The organism is Priestia sp. AB (genome assembly GCF_028369225.1).
GTDB lineage: Bacteria > Bacillota > Bacilli > Bacillales > Bacillaceae_H > Priestia > Priestia megaterium.
The window spans coordinates 217,847-238,802 of record NZ_JAQMYN010000004.1; the positions used below are offsets into that span (position 1 = coordinate 217,847).

Annotated in this window: 29 protein-coding genes; 18 read left to right on the forward strand and 11 right to left on the reverse strand. The window is 40.2% G+C overall.

Annotated elements, in window-relative coordinates; genetic code table 11:
• Window positions 1–108: 108 nt before the first annotated feature.
• Window positions 109–1,092: a LacI family DNA-binding transcriptional regulator gene (locus POF52_RS14180; protein ID WP_271993206.1), complete on the reverse strand. Its 984-nt coding sequence runs from the start codon at window positions 1,090–1,092 to the stop codon at window positions 109–111.
• A 160-nt stretch (window positions 1,093–1,252) separates the two neighbouring features.
• Between POF52_RS14180 and POF52_RS14185 the strand changes: the two genes are divergently transcribed.
• Window positions 1,253–1,732, forward strand: coding sequence for an RrF2 family transcriptional regulator (locus POF52_RS14185; protein WP_043981394.1), 480 nt, complete (start codon window positions 1,253–1,255; stop codon window positions 1,730–1,732).
• A gap of 18 nt (window positions 1,733–1,750) precedes the next feature.
• Entirely contained in the window at window positions 1,751–2,134 is a 384-nt protein-coding gene (locus tag POF52_RS14190) for a nuclear transport factor 2 family protein (RefSeq protein ID WP_271993208.1), read from the forward strand.
• Window positions 2,135–2,169: 35 nt separating this feature from the next.
• Here POF52_RS14190 and POF52_RS14195 read toward each other — a convergent pair whose 3' ends face one another.
• Window positions 2,170–2,994 (reverse strand): SPL family radical SAM protein, encoded by an 825-nt coding sequence (locus tag POF52_RS14195; RefSeq protein WP_271993210.1) that lies wholly within the window; start codon window positions 2,992–2,994, stop codon window positions 2,170–2,172.
• 436 nt (window positions 2,995–3,430) lie between these two features.
• On the opposite strand from POF52_RS14195, the gene gvpA reads away from it, so the two are divergent.
• From gvpA to POF52_RS14245, 10 genes are all read left to right on the forward strand, one after another.
• Window positions 3,431–3,709, forward strand: a complete 279-nt coding sequence (gene gvpA, locus POF52_RS14200; protein WP_013057921.1) for a gas vesicle structural protein GvpA — start codon at window positions 3,431–3,433, stop codon at window positions 3,707–3,709.
• A gap of 23 nt (window positions 3,710–3,732) precedes the next feature.
• On the forward strand, window positions 3,733–3,996 hold the full coding sequence (locus POF52_RS14205) for a gas vesicle protein GvpO (protein ID WP_271993211.1): 264 nt from the start codon (window positions 3,733–3,735) through the stop codon (window positions 3,994–3,996).
• A gap of 23 nt (window positions 3,997–4,019) precedes the next feature.
• Complete coding sequence (locus POF52_RS14210) at window positions 4,020–4,790, forward strand: GvpL/GvpF family gas vesicle protein (protein ID WP_034650550.1); 771 nt, start codon at window positions 4,020–4,022, stop codon at window positions 4,788–4,790.
• Complete coding sequence (locus tag POF52_RS14215; RefSeq protein ID WP_271993212.1) at window positions 4,787–5,044, forward strand: gas vesicle protein GvpG; 258 nt, start codon at window positions 4,787–4,789, stop codon at window positions 5,042–5,044. The genes POF52_RS14210 and POF52_RS14215 overlap by 4 nt, the downstream gene beginning before the upstream one ends.
• A 9-nt stretch (window positions 5,045–5,053) precedes the next feature.
• Complete coding sequence (locus POF52_RS14220) at window positions 5,054–5,878, forward strand: GvpL/GvpF family gas vesicle protein (protein WP_271993214.1); 825 nt, start codon at window positions 5,054–5,056, stop codon at window positions 5,876–5,878.
• The gene (locus tag POF52_RS14225) at window positions 5,875–6,126 is read left to right on the forward strand and encodes a gas vesicle protein (RefSeq protein WP_013057926.1); all 252 of its coding nucleotides are present in this window, start codon (window positions 5,875–5,877) and stop codon (window positions 6,124–6,126) included. The genes POF52_RS14220 and POF52_RS14225 overlap by 4 nt, the downstream gene beginning before the upstream one ends.
• Window positions 6,116–6,400, forward strand: coding sequence for a gas vesicle protein K (locus tag POF52_RS14230; RefSeq protein WP_028409281.1), 285 nt, complete (start codon window positions 6,116–6,118; stop codon window positions 6,398–6,400). Before POF52_RS14225 ends, POF52_RS14230 begins: the two co-directional genes overlap by 11 nt.
• 14 nt (window positions 6,401–6,414) lie before the next feature.
• On the forward strand, window positions 6,415–6,732 hold the full coding sequence (locus POF52_RS14235; protein ID WP_271993215.1) for a gas vesicle protein: 318 nt from the start codon (window positions 6,415–6,417) through the stop codon (window positions 6,730–6,732).
• Window positions 6,733–6,764: 32 nt separating this feature from the next.
• Window positions 6,765–6,893 carry a hypothetical protein gene (locus POF52_RS14240; RefSeq protein WP_013057929.1) on the forward strand — a complete coding sequence of 43 codons (129 nt, stop codon included), beginning with the start codon at window positions 6,765–6,767 and terminating at the stop codon, window positions 6,891–6,893.
• A gap of 145 nt (window positions 6,894–7,038) precedes the next feature.
• The gene (locus tag POF52_RS14245) at window positions 7,039–7,563 is read left to right on the forward strand and encodes a hypothetical protein (RefSeq protein ID WP_271993216.1); all 525 of its coding nucleotides are present in this window, start codon (window positions 7,039–7,041) and stop codon (window positions 7,561–7,563) included.
• Between the two features lie 141 nt (window positions 7,564–7,704).
• Here the strand turns inward: POF52_RS14245 and POF52_RS14250 are convergent, their stop codons facing one another.
• Both POF52_RS14250 and POF52_RS14255 read right to left on the reverse strand, forming a co-directional pair.
• The gene (locus POF52_RS14250; RefSeq protein ID WP_013083968.1) at window positions 7,705–8,145 is read right to left on the reverse strand and encodes a cell wall hydrolase; all 441 of its coding nucleotides are present in this window, start codon (window positions 8,143–8,145) and stop codon (window positions 7,705–7,707) included.
• A 131-nt stretch (window positions 8,146–8,276) separates the two neighbouring features.
• Entirely contained in the window at window positions 8,277–8,795 is a 519-nt protein-coding gene (locus POF52_RS14255; protein ID WP_176584241.1) for a dihydrofolate reductase family protein, read from the reverse strand.
• A 90-nt stretch (window positions 8,796–8,885) separates the two neighbouring features.
• On the opposite strand from POF52_RS14255, the gene POF52_RS14260 reads away from it, so the two are divergent.
• Window positions 8,886–9,845: a helix-turn-helix transcriptional regulator gene (locus POF52_RS14260; protein WP_271993218.1), complete on the forward strand. Its 960-nt coding sequence runs from the start codon at window positions 8,886–8,888 to the stop codon at window positions 9,843–9,845.
• A 203-nt stretch (window positions 9,846–10,048) separates the two neighbouring features.
• Here the strand turns inward: POF52_RS14260 and POF52_RS14265 are convergent, their stop codons facing one another.
• Complete coding sequence (locus tag POF52_RS14265; protein ID WP_271993219.1) at window positions 10,049–13,198, reverse strand: bifunctional cytochrome P450/NADPH--P450 reductase; 3,150 nt, start codon at window positions 13,196–13,198, stop codon at window positions 10,049–10,051.
• 26 nt (window positions 13,199–13,224) lie between these two features.
• Window positions 13,225–13,803, reverse strand: coding sequence for a TetR/AcrR family transcriptional regulator (locus tag POF52_RS14270; RefSeq protein WP_271993220.1), 579 nt, complete (start codon window positions 13,801–13,803; stop codon window positions 13,225–13,227).
• Window positions 13,804–14,106: 303 nt separating this feature from the next.
• Here POF52_RS14270 and POF52_RS14275 point away from each other — a divergent pair, with 303 nt between their 5' ends.
• Window positions 14,107–14,475, forward strand: a complete 369-nt coding sequence (locus tag POF52_RS14275; protein WP_271993221.1) for a nuclear transport factor 2 family protein — start codon at window positions 14,107–14,109, stop codon at window positions 14,473–14,475.
• Between the two features lie 70 nt (window positions 14,476–14,545).
• On the opposite strand, the gene cotJC is transcribed toward POF52_RS14275, so the two are convergent.
• From cotJC to POF52_RS14290, 3 genes are read right to left on the reverse strand one after another with little or no spacing between them, the layout of a single operon-like run.
• Window positions 14,546–15,115, reverse strand: coding sequence for a spore coat protein CotJC (gene cotJC / locus POF52_RS14280; RefSeq protein ID WP_013083974.1), 570 nt, complete (start codon window positions 15,113–15,115; stop codon window positions 14,546–14,548).
• 21 nt (window positions 15,116–15,136) lie between these two features.
• Window positions 15,137–15,397 (reverse strand): spore coat protein CotJB, encoded by a 261-nt coding sequence (locus tag POF52_RS14285; RefSeq protein ID WP_013083975.1) that lies wholly within the window; start codon window positions 15,395–15,397, stop codon window positions 15,137–15,139.
• On the reverse strand, window positions 15,394–15,642 hold the full coding sequence (locus POF52_RS14290) for a spore coat associated protein CotJA (RefSeq protein WP_013057939.1): 249 nt from the start codon (window positions 15,640–15,642) through the stop codon (window positions 15,394–15,396). The genes POF52_RS14285 and POF52_RS14290 overlap by 4 nt, the downstream gene beginning before the upstream one ends.
• A gap of 202 nt (window positions 15,643–15,844) precedes the next feature.
• Here POF52_RS14290 and POF52_RS14295 point away from each other — a divergent pair, with 202 nt between their 5' ends.
• Window positions 15,845–16,207, forward strand: a complete 363-nt coding sequence (locus POF52_RS14295) for a transporter (protein WP_271993224.1) — start codon at window positions 15,845–15,847, stop codon at window positions 16,205–16,207.
• 52 nt (window positions 16,208–16,259) lie between these two features.
• On the opposite strand, the gene POF52_RS14300 is transcribed toward POF52_RS14295, so the two are convergent.
• The gene (locus POF52_RS14300; RefSeq protein ID WP_176584247.1) at window positions 16,260–16,889 is read right to left on the reverse strand and encodes a LysE family translocator; all 630 of its coding nucleotides are present in this window, start codon (window positions 16,887–16,889) and stop codon (window positions 16,260–16,262) included.
• Window positions 16,890–16,916: 27 nt separating this feature from the next.
• Window positions 16,917–17,750, reverse strand: a complete 834-nt coding sequence (locus POF52_RS14305) for an AraC family transcriptional regulator (protein WP_271993225.1) — start codon at window positions 17,748–17,750, stop codon at window positions 16,917–16,919.
• A gap of 222 nt (window positions 17,751–17,972) precedes the next feature.
• Between POF52_RS14305 and POF52_RS14310 the strand changes: the two genes are divergently transcribed.
• The 3 genes from POF52_RS14310 (at window position 17,973) to POF52_RS14320 (ending at window position 20,950) form a co-directional block, all read left to right on the forward strand.
• Window positions 17,973–18,794, forward strand: coding sequence for a sensor histidine kinase (locus POF52_RS14310; RefSeq protein WP_074895082.1), 822 nt, complete (start codon window positions 17,973–17,975; stop codon window positions 18,792–18,794).
• A complete protein-coding gene (locus POF52_RS14315) occupies window positions 18,795–19,436 on the forward strand; it encodes a response regulator (RefSeq protein ID WP_176584250.1) in 642 nt (213 codons plus the stop codon). It begins immediately after the preceding gene.
• Between the two features lie 131 nt (window positions 19,437–19,567).
• On the forward strand, window positions 19,568–20,950 hold the full coding sequence (locus tag POF52_RS14320) for a PepSY-associated TM helix domain-containing protein (protein ID WP_271993228.1): 1,383 nt from the start codon (window positions 19,568–19,570) through the stop codon (window positions 20,948–20,950).
• Window positions 20,951–20,956 lie beyond the last annotated feature (6 nt).

The window sequence follows — 20,956 nt, forward strand, 5'->3', positions numbered from 1 at the left end:
TGACGACTTTGCTGTTAAAGCTACTCCCCTTTAGGAGATACGTTCAATTATTTGTTTGTATTTACACCACTTATACTATAGCATCTCCTACATTCTGTCAATCGTTTTTTATGTAAAACGATTATCAACGCTCTCTCTTTCAATCAATTCATAGTTAGAAAGTGTAAGCTTTTCAACTTCTTCTCCGTTGACTAGCTTAATAATTCGCTGTGCCCCCATTTGTCCCGCTTCTTTATAGTAATATTTTACGGTTGTTAAGCTAGGATGAATCACACCTGTAATTTCGTAGCCTCCAAAGCCGGTAATGGATACATCTTCCGGAACGCGCAGTCCATTTAAATAAGCTGCCTTTAACGTGCCAAGCGCAATGTTATCGGTCGCACATACAATGATGGACGGATTAAATTCTTTTATCACAGCCGTAGCGGCCCCGATTGCATCGCTCATGTTAAAGCTTGTTTGATAACAGCGGATCTCGCAATCTCTGTCTTTAAGACCTTCCTTTACACCTTCTTTTCGCTTTACACCTACAGCTATGTCTTTTTCGGTTACGCCTAAAAAAGCGATTTTTTTATGCCCTTTTTCTCCTATGTACCTTCCAATGTCGCATGCAGCCTCGTAGTCTTGGTGAATTAAACTGTGGACTTCTTCATGCTGCTGCCCAATTAGCAAAACGGGAATTGAAATTGTGCGGAAAGCTTCCAAATGAGCTTTTGTGATTTGAACGGCAAGAAGAATAATACCTGCTACCTTCTGCTTAGCCAGCGTATAGATATTTTCGATTTCTCTTTCTAAATCTTGATTAGAATTGGAAATAATCATTTGATAGTGGTGGTCTCTAAGTTCTTGGTCAATACCATCTAATGTGCGGGAAGTCGCAAAAGAACCCATGCGCGGAACAATTACACCAATGATGTTTGTTTTTTTTGCTTTTAAGCTTTGGGCAAACGCATTTGGGCTATAGTTTGTTTCTTTAATAATCTCTTCGATTTTTCGTTTAGTCGCATCGCTCACAGACCCTCCGTTAAGGTAGCGGGATACAGTGCTTTTTGCTACTCCTGCAAGCCGAGCGATATCTGCAATAGTTGTCATTCTCTCATCTCCGTATTTTGTTGCTGTTTCTTTCACAGTATACACGAATATCGCGTGCATATTAAGTAACTGCTTTACTTTTTGCTTCATAAGCGGTATGATAATCTAAACATGGATAATTATTATCCATATTGTACACATAAAGCAGGAGATGATGTTTTTGCATATGAAAACAGGCGTTGAGCAATCGGTGTATGCCATTTTGCTGCTTACGTTTTTACCTGAAAAAGCTGTGTTGCCAGGAGATGTCATCAGCACTCAGCTTGGGGGCTCGCCTACGTATTTTCAAAAGCTTCTTCGCAAGCTAGTTAGCGCTGATTTACTTGCTTCCGTTCCTGGTAGCAAAGGTGGATTTCGCTTAAAGAAAACGCCGGAAGAAATTCGTATTTATGACGTATACGTAGCCATTGAAGGTAAGCAGTCTCTTTACTCATCAAGCGGTATTTTTCACGACATGCTTAACTTAAAAGACAAAGATATTTGCTTATTATCCGATTTAATGGAAGAAGCCGAATCTTCGTGGCAGTCTATCTTAAAACGGCAAACCATTGCTACGCTCACAAATGAAATTAACAAAAAATGTCCGAAAGAAAACCTGGACATGCTAAAAGCAACAGTAGAAGAAAAAATGGTACTGTAGCACCCAAAGGAGATCATCATGGAAAACTTAAATAGATATTTTGATTTATTCGATCAATCACGTACAAGCGAACAAGCATTTGAAGAATTAGTGGGGCTTTTTTCAGACGATATCGTATTTGTCTTAAACGGCCACGAAAAGCAAGGCATTGAAAACTGGAAGCTGTTTGTGAAAATGGTGTTTAAAGAAAATGCTGATATTAAGCATATGTTCGAAGGCTGGAAAGCAGTTGAAGGTACCGATAAGTTTGAAACGCCTTGGGCAGTATGCGGAAAACGTGCATCTGGCAGCGTCTTTACTCAAATGGGAAAAGATATTGCTAAGCTAGATGAAAACGGGAAAATCAGCTATTTAGAAAACGTACCTGACGATACGAACATGTTTGATACGTATAAAAACTAATATAAAAAAGAAGGGCTCTTCTAGCCCTTCTTTTTTTACGGGACAAATCCCTCTTGAGAAAGATAAATCATCGAAGAAGGATAAAATTTTTCAAAATAACGAATGGCTTTGACATGAATGTCTTTGTCATACCAGTCTAGGAAACCGTACTTCTCAAATAATTCCGGCATCCCTAGCCTTTTAGACGTTTTACCTAAGGAACCGTCTCCTAAGTACAAGGTATCAATGCAAATTCGGTCCATCATTCCTTCTATTTTTTCAGGAAATTCAGGTGTGAAAGGAAGCATTGGAGCAATGGTTACTTGCGTTGAAATTCCGCTTTTTTTTACTTTTTTTAACGCGTTCATACGAAGTTTCATCCCCGGAGCATAAGGAGAAAAAATTTGTTTTACATCTTCTCGGTCCGTTTCAACAGTCATCGATACGCGAAGATCACATACTTTTTGAAGCTGTAAAAGCAAATCAATATCCCTCGTCACAAGTGGCGACCTTGTTTGAATCAATAAAAAATCAGGGGGATGATTGATCATCGTTTCTAAAAGGGCACGTGTGATGCCTGCTTTGCGCTCAGCAGGCTGATAGGGATCTGTCGCTGAAGACATAAAGATGCGCACCGGCTGCTCTTTTTTTCGCAGTTTTTGTATTTCTTTTTGATAGACTTCAGCTGCGTTGACCTTAAGCTCTAGCCATGTCCCCCATTCCATCTCTTTAAAACGCTGTATTGGCAGCTCTCGCACGTAGCAAAATTTGCAGGAAAATGCACATCCGGCATACGGATTTAAACTATGAGTATAACCAGATGCTAAAAAGCCGGTCGCTTTTGTTAAAATACTTCTCGAAACCACGTCTCTTTTGTTCATCTTTCTCACCTCGTTGTCCAATAAGTATATCAAGTTCGCAAATGAAAAAACTACTTTCCACATGGAAAGTAGCCCTTTATGTTTTCAATTCATCAACTTTGATTTTCTTTCTTTTCACTTGTCGTTTCAAGTAAAGAGGTTAAATATGAATTTAACTCAAATTGGTCCTTTTCAATAAAATCAGATAATACAGGCTGCTCTTCTTTTCTCATCTTTCTCCACTCCCTTTGTTTTTTATGTATGTGTTTTCATTCATCAATGGATAAAAGTAATGTACTTAACTCTACCCGTATTAAAACAAAAATAATCATGGTATTTTATACTATTTTTTAATTTATGCACGTTTCGTTTGTATATTTTTTACAATATCACGCACATTAATAGCAAGATTAGCAAACGTATATATTTCACTATGCAACATGAGAGGAATTTCATCATGACGATTAACAAATCAAACGATTGTTCTAGTCTAGCTGAAGTAGTTGACCGCATCTTAGATAAAGGCGTGGTAATTGACGTATTCGCTCGTATTTCCGTTATTGGTATTGAATTAATTACCATCGAAGCTCGAATCGTTATTGCCAGTGTGGACACATGGCTGAGGTATGCCGAGGCAGTTCGGCTGCTTCATAATGAAAGAGAAGATTTTCTTTCTTCGAATAACGGCGGAAAAAAACTTGAACAGCTAAACCTTTTACAAGATTTAGATTTATAAACTCATAAAGGTGGATTAGAGAAGTGAAAGTATCCGAAATTATGGAATCCGTGACTGATTTTTTTAAAGAACACGTTGCTCCTCCTCACCGAATTATTTCGTATGAATCGATTCAAAATGGAGGATGGAAAATAACACTTGAGGCATTTGAAGAACAGGAGTATATGAGGCGCTATGCAAAAGATGAACTGCTTGGTATCTATGAAGTGCTGGTCAATAAGCAGCATAACATCACGTCTTTTTCACGCACCAGCCTGCGCTATCGAAGCTCTCCAGCAGAGAAGTAAGCTGATTATTTTAATGGAAAGGAATGAAACAGAAATCAATGAGTGAAGAAACGGGCATTTATATTTTTTGCAGTATTCCCGCCACCGAGGCGCATACGTTTGGCAGCGTCACGATTGATCAGCAAGAAAGAGCTACTTTTACCATTCATTACCGAGATGCAGCTATAGTGGCTGCTGCCTTTCCTCTTAAAATTTATCATCCTACAAAAGAGAACGTCACAGCGCACCAGCAGGTGATTTCCAAAGTAATGAATGAGCATGATTCGGTCATTCCAATCAGCTTTGGCAACGTGTTTCATAGTCAGCAAGATGTTGAAATGCTGTTAGAAAATTTATATCCACAGTTCGCCTCTCTTTTCCCACAGTTAAAAGGAAAAATAGAAGTCGGACTAAAAGTAATTGGGAAACCGGACTGGCTGAAACAAAAAGTGAATCAAGATTCTTCTTTGCAGCAAGTACGAAACCAGCGTTCTGCCAGTGCTGATTTTTATAAACAAATTGCGCACGGAGAAACAGCTCAGAAATTCTTTTTAAAGCTTCAGCACGACTGTAAAAAAGAGCTGTATCAACATTTAGAACCGATAGCTGAAGCGTCGAGACTCAACCCTCCTATTGTCGAAACAATGCTTTTGAACGCTTCTTTTTTAATTGACCGAGAAAAAGAAGCAGCGTTTGATGAACGTGTAAATGACCTGTATGAAAAATGGAAGCACAAAGCCGATTTTAAATATTCCGGACCGTGGGCTGCTTATAACTTTATTAATATTCAACTAAAAGTAGAAGAGAATGTATGATTCATAAACTGCTGCTGTCTCCTGTTACGCTCATTGTAAAAGTCGGACAGAAAATCAAGGAAGAAGCGGATAAAGAACTTTACGATGTCTCTTTTATTCAGCAAAAAATCGTTCATCTTCAAATGATGTATGAGCTTGGAGAAATACCAGAAGATGCATATATGGAAAAAGAAAAAGAACTGCTGCTGAGATATGAAGCTGCAAAGGAATATGAATTAAAAAGATGGCAATCAATGACGAAGAAACAAAAGTGAGGTTAAAAGATGGAAAAGCTCATTTATTTATATGGTCTAGTTCCAACCGAAGAAGCTAAGGAAATGTCCTTTCCTTCACTTGAAGGCATGGATCAGAACAACCCTATCTATGCTCTTTACTTTGATGACATTACCGCATTTGTATGCGACTTGCCAAGCGCTCAGTATTCAGAAGAAATGCTGAAAGAAAAGATCGAGCACGATATGAAATGGCTACAGGACAAAGCCATGCATCACCATGAGATTCTTCTTTTCTTACAAAGTCACTACACGCTTCTTCCCATGAAATTTTGTACGGTCTACAAAAGCAAGGATAGCTGTCGAAAAAGTATTGCTGATAACAAAGAAAAAACCCTCTCTTCTCTTCAGCTTTTAAAAAGATCTGAAGAATGGAATATAAAAGTATATGCCCATACGAATTCTTTAAAGAACTATCTGCTAACGAACAATGAAACGATCCAAAAGAAAAAAGAAGAAATAAATACGCTGCCTCCAGGCAGGCAGTTTTTTGAACGTAAAAAGATAGAAAGGCTGATCGAAGAAGAAACAGAAAAAGAACAGCTGTCGCTTTGTGATCACTTGCACAGTGAGATAAGCCCCTACGCCGCTTACCACACAATCAAAAATAACTGGAGTCAAAAAATAACCGGCGAGAGCTACAGCATGTGTTGGAACAGCATCTACCTTCTTTCAAAGAACAATGTAGAATCGTTTTTAAAAGCCATTAGCGACAAGCAAACGTTTTATAGTGAAATGGGACTGAACATCGAAGTAACGGGACCATGGCCTGCTTATCATATCGACACTCTGCGCTCGGAGAAAGATGCGGGATGACATCGCTGCGAAAACAAACGCTGGAGCAAAAGGACATCGCCCTCATTGATATATTAGATGTGATCCTCGATAAAGGAATTGCCATTAAAGGTGATTTATTGATTTCAATTGCCGGAATTGATTTAGTCTATCTTGATTTGCGGGTATTGATTTCTTCTGTAGAAACGCTGATAGGCTCTCATGATCGTCAAATCATTTCTTCTCAGCAGCTTGAACAGGAAACGGAGGCGTTGCGAAATGGAAAATAACCTCAAACGAAACGGCCGCATTGAGCTGAGTGCGGAAAATGCTGAACAAGGCCTAGCGCAGCTTGTTTTAACCGTCATTGAATTACTGCGGCAGCTCATTGAAAAACATGCGATTCGCCGAGTCGACAGCGGAAACCTGACGGACGCTCAAATCGAAGACCTGGGCGTGGCGTTGATGAAGTTAGAGAACAAAATGGAGGAGCTAAAATCAGTGTTTAGCTTTACAAATGAAGATTTAAATATTGATCTAGGTCCCCTAGGAAAAGTGCTATAACAAGGAGTGAAAAAATGGCGGCGGAACATAACGGGCATCTGGGCACCATTGTAGAAGTATTAGAAAAAGTATTAGATAAAGGTCTTGTTATTGCTGGAGATATTAAAGTGCAAATTGCTGATGTTGAACTCTTAACAATCAAAATCCGGCTGCTTGTCGCTTCTATTGATAAAGCAAGAGAAATTGGCATGGACTGGTGGGAAACAGACCCTTACCTATGTTCAAAAGCAAATCAGTCTTATCAAAAACTCCAGGCGGAAAATGACAATTTAACGCAGCAGGTGGCATCTTTAACGCAGCGAATTCAAGATGATTTGCTTTCGCTTGATTAACAGCTCACTTTATATAAGGAGGAATAACAAACATGAATCATGAACAAAAATCTACGCTGTCTCCTATTTCACAAGAGCAGCAAAGCCCCGATACTCAGCTAACGGAAAAAGAAGAGCGTATGCCGGAGTATACGCATACTTCGCTTAATCCAGATTCATAGAACCAAAAGAGAAATGCTTGGGCATTTCTCTTTTTAATGTTTCTATACTTTTCTTCATTAATCATGACATTGAAACAAATGGAGGTAAATACAATGAACATAGCGAATGAGTAACATTATCTATCAATTACAAAGGAGAACGAGCATGAAGAAAAAAGCATGTGGAGTAGTCTATACTCTTTTAACGCTGTTCATTTTAGGTGCCTGCAGTACCGAAGACGTTGTGACAAATAATTCAGATCCAAAAGTTTCTGTTTCTACTACAGTTAAACCGCTGACGAAAAAAGAATTTAGTGAAGTTGGAACATCAGGGTTAACAAGCCCTTCAAAAAAAGATTTTCACAAAGTACATATGATCCTTACTTTACGCGGCACGGATTACCTGTCGAATATTCAAGTTAAGCTACCTAACTATAAAGAAGCTTTTAATAATATCAAAGACGATCAGCAAATAAGATATTGGTTTGGCAGCGGTGCAGATAAAGAGCAAGAAAATAAAAACATCTATACAAGAGAATTTGTCCTTTATACGAAAGGCTTAACCGATAAGCAAATTAAAGAAATTTTATCAGCAGCTAAGGTAAAGACGTCCTGGGTGGTAAAGGATACAAAAGCGAAGGATCAGTCCGAATTTGCTGCTGGTAAAAACATAAAATTTGAAGCAAAATGAGAAATGCATCAATTAGCAAAAGCCCCCTTTATTAAAAGAGGGCTTTCTCTTATTATATGAAGAACGACTACCTTGTCACCTGCAGCTAAAGGTTTGGATTTGAGGCCTGACTTTGAGAATGCAGCATATTTTCTAAACTATCTATCCGTTATAAACGCTAGCGCATGTTCCGGGCTTTGGCTCGTAGTAACAGTGATTTTTGTATTGACCAGAAGCGGGTTGACCGTACCAGGTTGGAGGGCATGGAGCGGATGGATTAAAGTACCACAGTGCATATTTCCCCGGGTGTTCTCTCCAATAATCCAAATTCTTTTTGGCTAACCTTTTTTCAACACCTCTTGCTCTTTGATAAAATACGTTTCCTTTTTGAACAGCTTCGAACGAATAGTTGCCTCCCTGTACCTGATAAATAACTTGCGGAACGGATCTTAAATTCTTGAAATCTAAACAGTTTGCTTTAAGACGATTTACAATGACATTTCCAACATACAGCATTCCTTGTTTTCCTTCGCCTTCAGCTTCTGCTCTCATCATCCTTGCCATTAAAGCAACGTCTGAATCTCGATAATTTACTCTTGGCATTTTTTCACCCCAAAAATATACTATGAAAAAAGGACACTCTTGATGTCACTGTCCCTAAAATAACAATAGCTGGATGTTAAATACACGCTGAGCACACTGACACTGCAGAAAGAGTTTTTATTACGAAAAGCTTATTCTTTTTCATAATAAAGCTGAGCAATTTGCCCGTACTGTTTTATATCGGTAAGCTTCAAGTTCATTTCGGGAATTCCTCGTTTAAACAGCGGAATACCAGCCCCAAGCAAAACGGGAATGATCGATATAATAAATTCATCCACCCTCTTTTCTGTTAAGAAATCAGCGAGAATGTCAGCGCCTCCCACCAGCCATATTTTTTTAGTTTCTTGACTGAGGTTGTTGAGAAATGACGCCACGCTTTCGTTTATAAACTCGACATATTGATCTTTTCCTTGAGCTGAGCGGCTAAACACGTAGCACTTTTTATCGAGATACGGAAACTCAGGTGTGAGCTTCAGCACGTGGTCGTACGTAGCTTTTCCCATAACGACCGCATCACACGTTTGATAAAACGCTTCGTAGCCGTTGTCTCCCTCTCCTTCTACGCTTTCCAGCCAGTCAATCTCTCCGTTTTCTCTTGCAATATATCCGTCTAAGCTTGCCGCAATATATACGACGATTTTTTTCTTCATTCCCTTTTCTCCTTTCAACTTTACTGTTTCTGTATGATATCATCTTAATACGACACTTTTTGTCATATTAAAAGAAAAAGGTGAAAATAAATGGCTAAGTCTAGACGGCTTGTTGATATGCTCATGTTTATTAATACAAAAAGAACGTTTACGGCAAAAGAACTAGCGGAGGAATTTGGTCTTTCCGTGCGGACCGTCCAGCGCTATTTACTGGACTTAAGTGAATTAGGGCTGCCTCTTTACAGTGAAAAAGGGCGGAACGGCGGTTACACAGTGCTAAAAAATCGTATTCTCCCTCCCATTTTGTTTACGGAAGAAGAAGCTATTTCTATCTTTTTTGCTTATCAGGCTCTGCAGTATTATCATGACCTTCCGTTTGATGCAGAAATTCATGCGGCTCTTCAAAAATTTTATGTGTACCTGTCTGAGGAAACAAAGAAAAAAGTAGATAAAATGAGTGCTCATATTGCGTTTTGGAATCCTAAAAGAAACCTTGACACTCCTTATTTAAAAGAGCTTTTAGAAGCAAGCCTTGCAGGAAAATATATTGAATTTCTTTATGATTCAAAGGCGGGTCAAACAAGAAAAGAAGTCAAACCCCTTGGAATTTATGCTCATAACGGTTTATGGTACTGTCCTGCTTATTCCTTCAATAAGCAAAAAGTGTTATTATTTCGAGCGGATCGTATTCACTCGTTAAAAGTTTTAGAAAAAGACGAAAATATGTCTCTTACGTTAAAGGAATGGCTTGAAACAGAACCGGTAAACTCACAGCCGATTTCGTTAAAAGTAACCTTGACACACGAAGGCGTTCGTCAGTGTAAAGGCGTTCCGTGGCTTGAAAATCATGTGAGGGTGGCGCGTGATGGGAATGGCTATATCGATACAATAACTGATGGAAATGAAATAAACTACATGGCTTCTTTTTTCTATACCTTAGGGGCTCATGCTTTTATTGAAGAACCTCAGGAGCTAATTGAAAAAATCTGCTGTCACGCAGAAGAAACGTTAAGGCGCTATAAAAATGAAGTGGGGACAAAAGACGAATAAATGGGAGAAATGAACTCGTATAAATCGCTATAGGCACCGGGGTTGATCGGAGTGCAAGACTTCGCCTTGCACTCCGATCAACCGCTACAAGTCACTAAATAAATGAAATCTACGTTCACTCTACCAATAAAAAGATCCGAACGATTCATCGTTCGGATCTTCCTTCAACCAACTAAACTACTTTTATCCTAGCCTGTTTTAATTTACCCAGCCCACACGTCTTTTGCGTATCGGCCTTTTTCTTCTAGCTGCTGCAGCCATAAGCGAGCGTCTGCTTCACTCACTTGGTGAACGGCAGCATAGCTTTTCATAAGCGTTGCTTCAACGTCAGGTGCCATTTGGCTTCCGTCTCCGCAAATATAGAAGTGCGCTCCTTGATCAAGAAGTTCAATCAATTTCTTACCGTCTTGTTCCATCACGTGCTGAACGTATGTTTTCGGCTGATTTGGCACGCGAGAAAAAGCGGTATGAAGCGTAATGATGCCTTCATTTTGGGCGTTTTCAAGCTCTTCTTGATACAGATAGTCTTCATGAGGTGAACGGCAGCCGAAGTATAAATGCGCTTCTCCAAGCGACTGTCCTTTTTCTTTTAGCTGCTTGCGAGCCTGCACGAAGCCTCTAAACGGCGCGACGCCTGTTCCCGGTCCGACCATGATAAGCGGCGTTGCAGGGTCTTTTGGCAGCGTAAATCCTGACTGCGGTGTGGAAATAAAGCACGTAATCGTATCTCCTTCTTGCAGCTCGGCAAGATAGTTCGACGCAATTCCTTTATATTCTCCATATCCGCTCCACGCTTCTCCTGAGACAACGCTGACCGTGATGCTTGCTTGTTTTTCATCGACACGAGGTGATGAAGAAATTGAGTAATAGCGCGGGCGTATGCTTGGCAGAAGGGCGATAAATTCGCTGAATTCCATTTCACACGCCGGGTATTTTTCAAGCAGTTCAAGCATTGTTAAACGTTTTGCCAGCACTTGTTCTTTGTAGGCTTGCTTTTCAAGCAAGGCTTCAAGCTCTACTTTATGCGGCGGGCAGACCGTTTTAGCAGCCATTGCGCGAAGCTGCGTGCGCGTAACAGGATCTTGAAGCTCCACGTATTGCAGAAGCTCTTCTACGGATACTGTTTTAGCGAGTGGCAAATGAGCTAATTTTTCTTCTTCTGCTTCCAGACGGATTTGCTGTGATGCATCTAGTCCGAACCTTGCTGTTACACGGTTTACTATTCCTTCATAGTTGCGAGGAATAACACCTAAATGATCTCCTTCTTGATAAGAAGCTTCTTTTGGAAGTTCAATTTCAAGGTGTCGCGTGCTTCGTGCACTGCCTGGCTGTTGAAGTTCTTTGCTTGCTACGACGTTTGCTGAAAACGCACCGTGCATTTTCGCAAGCGGCATATCCGCGGCGCTGTCGACAAATTGAAGTGAAAGAGTAGATTTATTATCTTCACTGTTTTCAATGTCGAGGTTAAAGTAGGCTGCTACGTCACTCCACATATGTTCACGCCATTCTTCATATGTGCCTTCAAAGTCGTCGCTTGCATCTGCTTCACCGCGGTCAGCGATGTTTTTTGCCCCTTTAGCGGCAAGCGTTTCATCGATAAAAGCAGGCACTTTTTGATACGTAGTAGCCCAGTTTTTATCGCCGCATCCAAATACGGAGTAGCGAACGCCTTTTACTTCATCAGCAGACGCTTGGTCTAACCAGTCGACAAATTGCTTTGCGTTATCAGGCGGATGTCCGTTATAAGACGCCGTTACAATTAATACAGCTCCTTCGCGCGGAAGATTTCCGGCGTGTGAATCAAGGGTAGCGACCTGCGGTGCGAATCCTTTGCTCATTGCAATATCTGCTAAATCACGCGCCGTTCCTTCAGCTGTTCCCATATTTGAACCGTATAGCACAAGCAGCGGCGTATTATGAGCGTTTTCTGCCTTTTTGCGTACTTTTTTAGCAGACTGTTCAGTGCTAGGTGAAGGAATACCGCCAAGCGGAATTTTTTTCGATTTTGCTTTTACCACAAAGCCTTCAGGTTTTAACGTTAAAGTTTCTTTAATATCCAGCTCGTAGTTTGTATGATCTTCAAAGTCAAAGTGTTTTAGCATCATACCAAGTACCAGCGTTGCTTCATGAAGAGCGAACTGCTGACCGATACACGCACGCTGACCGTTTCCAAACGGTTTAAACGCATGCTGCGGAATCGCACTTGGATTTTCAAAACGCTCTGGACGGAACTCTTCCACATCGTCTCCCCAAATTGTTTTATCACGGTGAAGCTGAGGAATCAGGACCATTAGTTCGTCGCCTTTTTCTAAAGGATACTCTCCTCCAAGCACCGTATCTTCTTTTGCATATAGGGAAAACGCAGGAGCTGTTGGCCATAAGCGCAGCGCTTCGTTTAAGACCATGCCCACATATTTAAGCTGTTTGACTTGTTTGTAGCTTGGAACAGGATCTACTAGAACTCGTGCTGCTTCTTCTGCTGCTTTTTGTAATACATGTGGATTTTTCACTAAGAAATACAGCGCAAATGATAAAAGACCGCTTGTTGTTTCGTGTCCGGCAATTAAGAACGTAATAATTTGATAGCGAATGTTCTCGTCATCAAGCGGCTCACCTGTTTCTGGATCTTTTCCGTTTAGCATATGCGTTAATAGATCATCGCTTTGTTCACCGCTTGCTTTGCGATCTGCAATAATTTTATCTACTAGGTTGTTCATCACCTTAACATCTTCTTGAAACTGGCGCTTATTTTCATCATAAGCTGGGTCATCTGGATTTGCTCGCTGCAGCTTTTTCATCGATTCGTCCAATGCACGGACCATACTTGTAATAAACGGGTGCGGCTGATCTCGGTAAAAGCTGTTAAAGCGATAGTTAAAGCCGCAAAGACCAATGGTATCAAGCGTTAATCGCGTCATATCTTCGGGCACTTCAATGTGCTCATCTGCATTTAGACGCTCCCACTTTTGAATAAGCTGTACGGCGATATCGACCATCATCGCATGATAGCCTTTCATTGCCTGCTGACTGAAGCTTGGAAGTAAGATATTATGCGCTTTTTTCCAATTTTTTTCGTGCGTCCAGCTTGTAAATAACCCGTCTCCTGCAAAATCACGTACAAATTTAAGCGCTTGACTTAAGTTTTTATCAAAGCGTGATTCATCGCATGCTTCTTTAATTAGACGCTGACTTGATAAGTAGCGCGTTACACGACCAGGCGCTTCAAATTTAAAGATTTCCCCTAATTCATCCGCAATTTTCATCAGCGTTTGAAGTGGTTTGTCTGTGTTTAATAACGGTAAGTTTTTAAGCTCTCCAAACGTTTTTGGCTGAGGCATTTCTTTAATTGTCATGTTATCCCTCTTTCATTTGTTAAGTTTCATGATTGTCTGCTAAGTGCTGCCCACAGACTCTCTTCTACACCTGTAAGAAGTTCATCAGTTAAAGATAAGTAGTCATTTTCAATCATTTCATATACTTCCATGAAACTTCCAAATAAAATAGCAATTAGCGCATTTTCAGGAAGATTTCTAATCACACCTTGCTTTTGTCCTTCTCTGAAGAACGTGCAAACAAATTCCACCAGCTTTTGATATGCTAAGCGGCTCTCTTCCGTTAAAAAAGTTCGTTGGCTATGAGTTTTAATAAATCCAAGAGCACGAGGATGGTTTTTAGTAAATGTCACCATACCTTCAAAGATATGATGAAACCCATCTCGGTATCCATCTCTCTCGTTTGCCAGACCGCTTTCAATGCACTGTAAAAACTCGTTTACGTGCTGTTGGAATAATTCATTTACAAGGCTTTCTTTATTTTTAAAGTAGCGATAAATTGTTCCTGCTCCTACTTTGGCATTCTCTGCAATCATTGGCATCGTGGTTGCATCAAATCCTCTTTCTGCAAACAGCAGAAGCGAAGCAGAAAAAATCGCTTTTTGTTTTGTTGGAGTAGATTCCACTTTATCACCTCTTTTCAAAAACGGAATGAACGTTCATTCCGCTACAATTACAAGTATAAAAAATTGCATCTTAATAGTAAAAAGATAACTAGAAAAGTGGACAGAAAAGGTTCTTTCATTCTAATTTTATACCATTTAAAGGTAATTAACAGAGTCTTTCAGAATCTTTAGTGCTTACAGAAAATTAGTCCACTTATCCCCTCTATTAACATAATTTAGTATGACTTATTAAGGAAAGAAGTTTAAAGGAAAAGCAACGTGGAAATAGAAAAGAGTTACACAAGGCGTAAAGGAGGATTAAAAATGAATCAAGCAAGAGTTATAGAATACGAAGAAATGCTTCGCTCAGCCATGCTTTCTAATAACATAGAGCTATTAGAAGAATTACTTTCAGATGAGCTTATTTTTGTGAATCACCTTGGGCAATGGTTGTCAAAAGAAGAAGATATAAATGTTCATCGTTCAAAAAGTCTTGATATAGCGGGCATGGAAGTGTTGGAACAAGAAGTTACACTGTTTCAAGAACTTGCCGTTACCGTTACAAAAGTAGCGTTAAATGGGGCACTGGCAACCGGTGAATCTATTGGAGGTGAATACAGCTATACGCGAGTTTGGAAAGATGTTGAAGGGAAATTAAAGGTTGTTTCTTGTCACTGCAGTTCTAGCGCATAATCAACGTAGTCACAACAAAAAACATCCCTCCTTTCGTTTGCATTCGCCAAGGGGGATGTTTTTTAACTAGTTAAAAGATTTTCTTCCTGTCTCTGTCATCTTTTAAAATCTCCACGGCTTCACGGAACCGCTGTGAGTGAACAATCTCTCTTTCTCGTAAAAATCGTAAGCTGTCGTTTAAATCGGGATCATCTGATATATCAATTAACCATTGATATGTAGCTCTTGCTTTTTCTTCTGCGGCTATGTCTTCATAAAGATCTGCAATCGGATCTCCTTTTGCCTGTATATAAGTAGCTGTAAACGGAACCCCAGCAGCATTATTGTAATAAAGTGCACTATCATGGTTCACATAGTGTTCTGCTAATCCCGCTGCCTTCAGCTGCTCTGGCGTTGCATCTTTTGTTAGCTTATAAATCATCGTAGCAATCATTTCAAGATGAGCAAACTCTTCTGTCCCGATATCGTTTAGCAGTCCAACCACTTTATCGGGAATCGTATAGCGCTGATTCAAATACCGAAGTGCTGCCGCAAGCTCTCCGTCCGCTCCCCCGTATTGTTCCATTAAATATTTGGCAAGCGTTGGATTACACGTGCTTACTTTCACTGGATACTGCAATTTCTTTTCATACACCCACATATAGCTCCCACCTTTATCTGCTTATATTTGCCATGGCCAAGGGCTTGTTCCCCAGCTCCACTTTCCGTCGGTATAGCTGTTTCCATACTGCTGGAGCGGCCCGTACTTTGTTTCAAAATTTCTTTTTAACTGCATAGCCTGCTGCGCGTATTCGTTAAACTGCTGCATAGCCTGCTGGTCATTTGGATGGGTATCTAAATACAGCGTTAATTCTACTAGTGCAAAATCAATCGCCTGTATTTCTTCTAAATCCTGATAGTACTCCGGAGGTAGATTTTTCATTCTTCATCCCTCTTCTTATCTTTGTATGGATTTTCATAGTAGTCCCAAAAAGCCGGCCACAGCGTTCCTTTTTTTAGCGCTTCTTTCGGTGAAAACTGCTGCAGATTCGGCGGCTGAAATCCCATGTATAATTGAGGCGGCGTAGAATAATATTTAACTCCTATCGGCCGGCAAGGATCATAGATACTGTGGAAAGGTTGATAGGTCTTAACCGGTGTAAACATCTTTTTTGGATTGTTATCCATGAAAAGTCCTCCTCTAAAAACACACTCTGTTTTATCCTATTCAGCTTTTATCGAGTTCATGAAGGAATTTATTTCCGACTTAGGAACCAAACTTTTCTTCATAAAAAAGACCTATGTAAAAAACGCTGTAATTGCCCAATCCCTTTAGGCAGCTTTCTCATACTTTATAAAATATTGATTAAAAAACAGAGGTGATTAAAAAATGGACATTAACTACATGGATTTTTATTTGTACCCGACAAGATTTCCTGGACCTCAACTCCCGCCCGGTCCACCTAGACCACCAGGCGGTTTACCTACACCTAGCCCCCAGCAAGCCCCAACTTCCCCTCCGCCGGCATTTATTCCGGCTCAACAAACGGCAACTCCATTTGCCGTTGATCCAGAAGCCATTTCTCTATGTCTATTCCGCAACACGTTCATATGGCTTAGAAACGGCTCTAGCTTCTGGTATTTTCCTATTTTTGTAGGCCCGCGATCGGTTGCAGGATTTAGATGGAATGGACGTTTCTGGACCATTTTCGGTGTGGATACACGACAAATTGTTTCGTTTACGTGTTTTTAAACGTAAAAAAAGCCTTATTTTTCAATAAGGCTTTTTTACTTACTAACTGCGATTACACTATTGTTTTTATCCCAAAACCAATCAGCAGCACTCCGCTGCATCGTTGAAAGGCTTTTTGAAACACCGGTTTTTTAAGCCACCTTTTCACGTAATCTATTACATACACCAAGATTAAAAACCACCCTACTGCTATAAGCGTCAGAATAAAACCGAGTATCAGCAGCTGTTGGTTTGTGTGTGCATCCAAGTTAATAAACTGTGGCATAAACGTAATATAAACTAATACCGTTTTAGGATTAAGAAAATTACTAAGAGCCCCTTGCATATATGATTCTCTATAGCAGCGATTAGATGAAGACTTTACAGTTTTTGTTTCTTCTGAAATGGCCTCTAATGAGAGCGTATTTTTGGTCAGAAATATTCTGATACCTAAGTAAAATAAGTACGCTGCCCCTATGTATTTAATCGTGTTAAACAGATACACCGACTGCGCAATAGCAACAGACAAGCCAAGCACAGCAATTAACGTCCAAAACGTGAGGCCTGTAGCCATGCCGAGTATGGTAAAACGTCCTGCTTTTGCTCCGTGATGAAGCGTATTTTTCATGATAAGAATTGTATCAGCACCAGGTATCATGGACATGACCAATGCCATCAGCATGTAAGCAGCTAAATGATCCACAGCTCTTCTCTCCCTTTTAAGCTATTACTAGCATCCTGTTTTCTTTTCACTTTCAAAGATTTTCATGTATTGTTTTGGTGTTAGCCCAACCTGACTTTTAAAAAATCGAGTCAAATGACTTTGATCACTGAATCCAGTTAAAAAAGATACGTCAATCGGTTTTTTTCCTTGTTCTAGCAGCTTTTTAGCCTGATTGATTCGAATTGTTTCCAAGTAGCTATATGGAGAAATTCCTTTTTGCTTTGTAAAAGAGCGCAGCAGCCGGTATTTGCTCCATCCAATTAGCTGACTTAACTCATCCAGCGTGATCTTGTTTGTATAGCTGTCTTCCAAATAGCTGCAGATTGTTGTGATTTCATGGGACGTGTCAACGGCTGACGAAAGAAAAGAAAGATTTGAATGATCCTGCATGAGTTCTTCTAGCAAATATAAAAATAACTCTTCTTTCTTAAACTCACGTTCACCATTTAAAATTTGCAAATGAAGCTCTTTTAAACTAGAGACAGCATCACTTCTTTGCACCACGCTGCTGTTAAAACGCGGAAGACTTTCACTGCCGTTAATGTCAAAAACAGCTTTTTTCATCACTTCTGGCACCACATTAATACAGCGATAATCAAGCGTTTTGCCGTCTATTTGTTCACAGCTATGGACATCATACGGATTAAACAGCAGCAAATCTCCTGGATTAATGATGTATTCTTTGCCTTGGCAAATTAAATGACGCTGACCTTCTTCAATAAATCCAATCACATAATACTCGTGAAAATGAGCAGGAAACTTTTGCATAATACCTTTAAAACGATAAGCTTCAATATGTAAATCGGCGTCAATGTGCGCCGTGCGAATTTCTTTTACCATCAAAGACCCCTCCTTGTCACATACTAAGCTTTTTAACCATACCATTCACTCAAAAATTTTTCTTGTATGATATTGCAGATGAGACTTTTTTCCATTACTTTTATCCGTTCAGCTAGGGGTGGTACTAATCACTCTTAAGAGTGATTTCTCTTCTTTCCTCTAGTAATTTTCCGCTCAAATGATAAAATATAGACACATTTTATGGACGAAAGAAGGGATACCGTGAAATATAGACAAATTAAATGGCTGATTTTGCTTCTTCCAACTCTGACCATCGCGCTTTGGGAGTATGTTCGTCATGCCTTTTTGCTCCCTTACATCTCAATGGATATGGGAAATGTGCTTTCTCCGCTCCTTGTCTTTTTTGTAACGCTTGTGTTTGTCCGCTATTTATTTTCTATTTTAGAAAAAATGCAAGAGGAACTAAGACAAGAAAAAGAAAAGAAAGCAGCACTTATTGAACGTGAAAAATTAGCTCGTGAACTGCATGACGGCATTGCACAGTCGCTGTTTCTCCTATCTGTTAAAATGAACAAGTTCGGAAGAAAAAATAAATTAGAACAGGATCCTGACTTTATCCGGATGAAACAAACCCTTCAGCATGTCCATGACGATACGCGTCAAGCGATTACGAATTTAAAGCACTCTCCGTCTGACTCTTCCGAAAGCTGGACCGAAAGCATTCATCAATACGTCGATGATTTAACACATACTCATTTACTAGATGTAAACCTAGATTGGAGACTGTCAGAAACAACGCTGTCGAGGAAAGAAAAAAACGAGCTGTTTGCTTGTGTAAAGGAAGCGGCTATGAATGTAATCAAACATGCAAAAACGAATAAAATCTGGATTACAGCCACTGAAACGGCCGGGGGATGGATTTGTGAAATTACAGATTTCGGTACAGGTTTTACGTCCGACTCTCTCAAGTCCGGTCTTGGTTTGCAAATTATGAAAGACCGTGCGAAGGACATGAACTGGGACTTTTCCATTGAGCGAAAACAGAACCAAACCATTGTTAGCATTAAAAAGGGGGTTATGTAAATGCAGCCGTTTCGTATTTTGATTGTAGATGATCATGCTCATGCGAGAGAAGGCATTCGCGATATTTTAGAAGAATATGAAGATTTTACTATTGTTGGCGAAGGAACCAACGGGCAAGAAGCCATTGAACTGACTGAAAAGTTAATGCCTGATATCGTCCTAATGGACATTGGAATGCCTGTGATGGACGGGTTGGAAGCGACAAAACAAATTAAGCTTCAGTTTCCGTACGTTAAAATTGTGGTCATCACGGTTTCAGACGATATTACGGATTTATTTGATGCGCTGAAAAAAGGCGCACAGGGCTATTTGTTAAAAAACCTGCAGTCTGAAGTGTGGTACGACTATTTGCGTGCGTTCGCTTTAGATGAAGTTCCTATGTCAAAAGAAATTGCGTTTCAAATTTTAAAAGAGTTTCCGCAAGAAACATCGATAAAAAAAACCGACACTCCCCTTTCTGCACGAGAGCTTGAAGTACTTCAATTAGTGGCTAAAGGACTGTCGAACCGCGATATCTCCGCGCAGTTATTTATTTCTGAACACACGGTAAAAAGCCATTTGAAAAATATTTTAAGCAAGCTTCATTTAGAAAATCGCGTGCAGCTGACAAGCTATGCGTTTCAAAACGGCTTAATGAACTAACAGCTTTCACGAGCTGTTTTTTTATTAGCAGCTTCCTCTTATAAGTCCCAACAATCACTCTCAGGAGTGATGGCTAATTCTCCCTTTCCTTCTATAATGAAAGCACGTTCGTTAGTAAAAAGGAGGAAAAAATGATGCAGGAAAAGCACGAAGAAACAACAAGTACAACTAAAAAAAGCACGGCGCGTTCTCAAGGCCTATACAAAGCCATATGGCGCTGGCACTTTTATGCGGGCTTAGTGTTTACTCCGTTTCTTCTTATATTAGCTGTTACGGGAGGCGTGTATTTGTTCAAGCCTCAAATTGAAGAAAGACTGTACCACGACTTGTATCATGTTCAAGCTCAATCACAGTCTACATCCCCTTCAGCACAAGTGCAGGCTGTAAAGGAAAAGTATCCAGGGGCTGACGTGTTGACGTATAAGCCCAGTGAGCGCTCCACTCGTTCTTCAGAAGTAGGAATCTCATTAAAAGACCATACATATACGATTTTTGTTAATCCTCACAATGGTCACATTGTAGGAAAACTGGATGATTCGAGTCGCTTAATGAATCAAATTGAAGAATTTCACGGAGAGCTAATGGCAGGAACAGCGGGTGATCGTATCGTAGAACTTGCGGCCTGCTGGGCGATTGTCTTAATTGTAACCGGTGCTTTTTTATGGTGGCCGCGCAAAAAAGACAAAATAAAAGGCGTGCTGATTCCTCGTTTTTCAAAAGGTAAAAACGCGCTTGCACGAGACCTTCATGCGGTACCGGCCTTTTGGATTTCAGCTGCTATGCTTTTTCTCGTACTAACGGGCCTTCCGTGGTCAGGACTGTGGGGCAATGCGTTTCAGCAAATCGCCACAAACGCAGGCGTGGGGTACCCTCCGTCTATTTGGGTAGGCAGTGCCCCTACTTCAACCATACAAACAAAAGATGTAGCGGACGTGCCTTGGGGAGCTGAAATGTTAGAAGTTCCAAGCTCCACAGCTTCGCAATATACAAAAGTATCGCTTGATGACATTGTAGATATTGCAAAAGAACAGCATATGCACGACGGTTATACCATTTCTATTCCGCAAGAACCTCAAGGCGTGTATACGCTCTCTGTTTTTTCACCAAGAGCTCAGGATGAGGCAACCATTCACCTTGATCAATACACCGGCGTTGTGTTAGCTGATTATCGGTACGGCAACTATGGATTTATGGGAAAATTGATTGCACTTGGTATTACGCTTCATAAAGGTACACAGTTTGGATTTATAAATCAGCTTATGGGCCTGATTATTTGTATCGGAATTGCTGGTATCGCCATCAGCGGAGCCTTACTGTGGTGGAAACGAAAACCAGCTAAAAACATAGGCGCTCCTAAAGTTCCTGAAGAAAATGCAATGCGAATTGTGACGTGTATAATCGTGGTGTTTGGTCTCGTCTTTCCTTTAGTCGGACTGTCCTTAGTTATCGTGTGGCTTTTAGATTTCTTTATCATCAAACGAATTCCAGCATTGAAGCGGTTTTTAAACGCATGATGCATG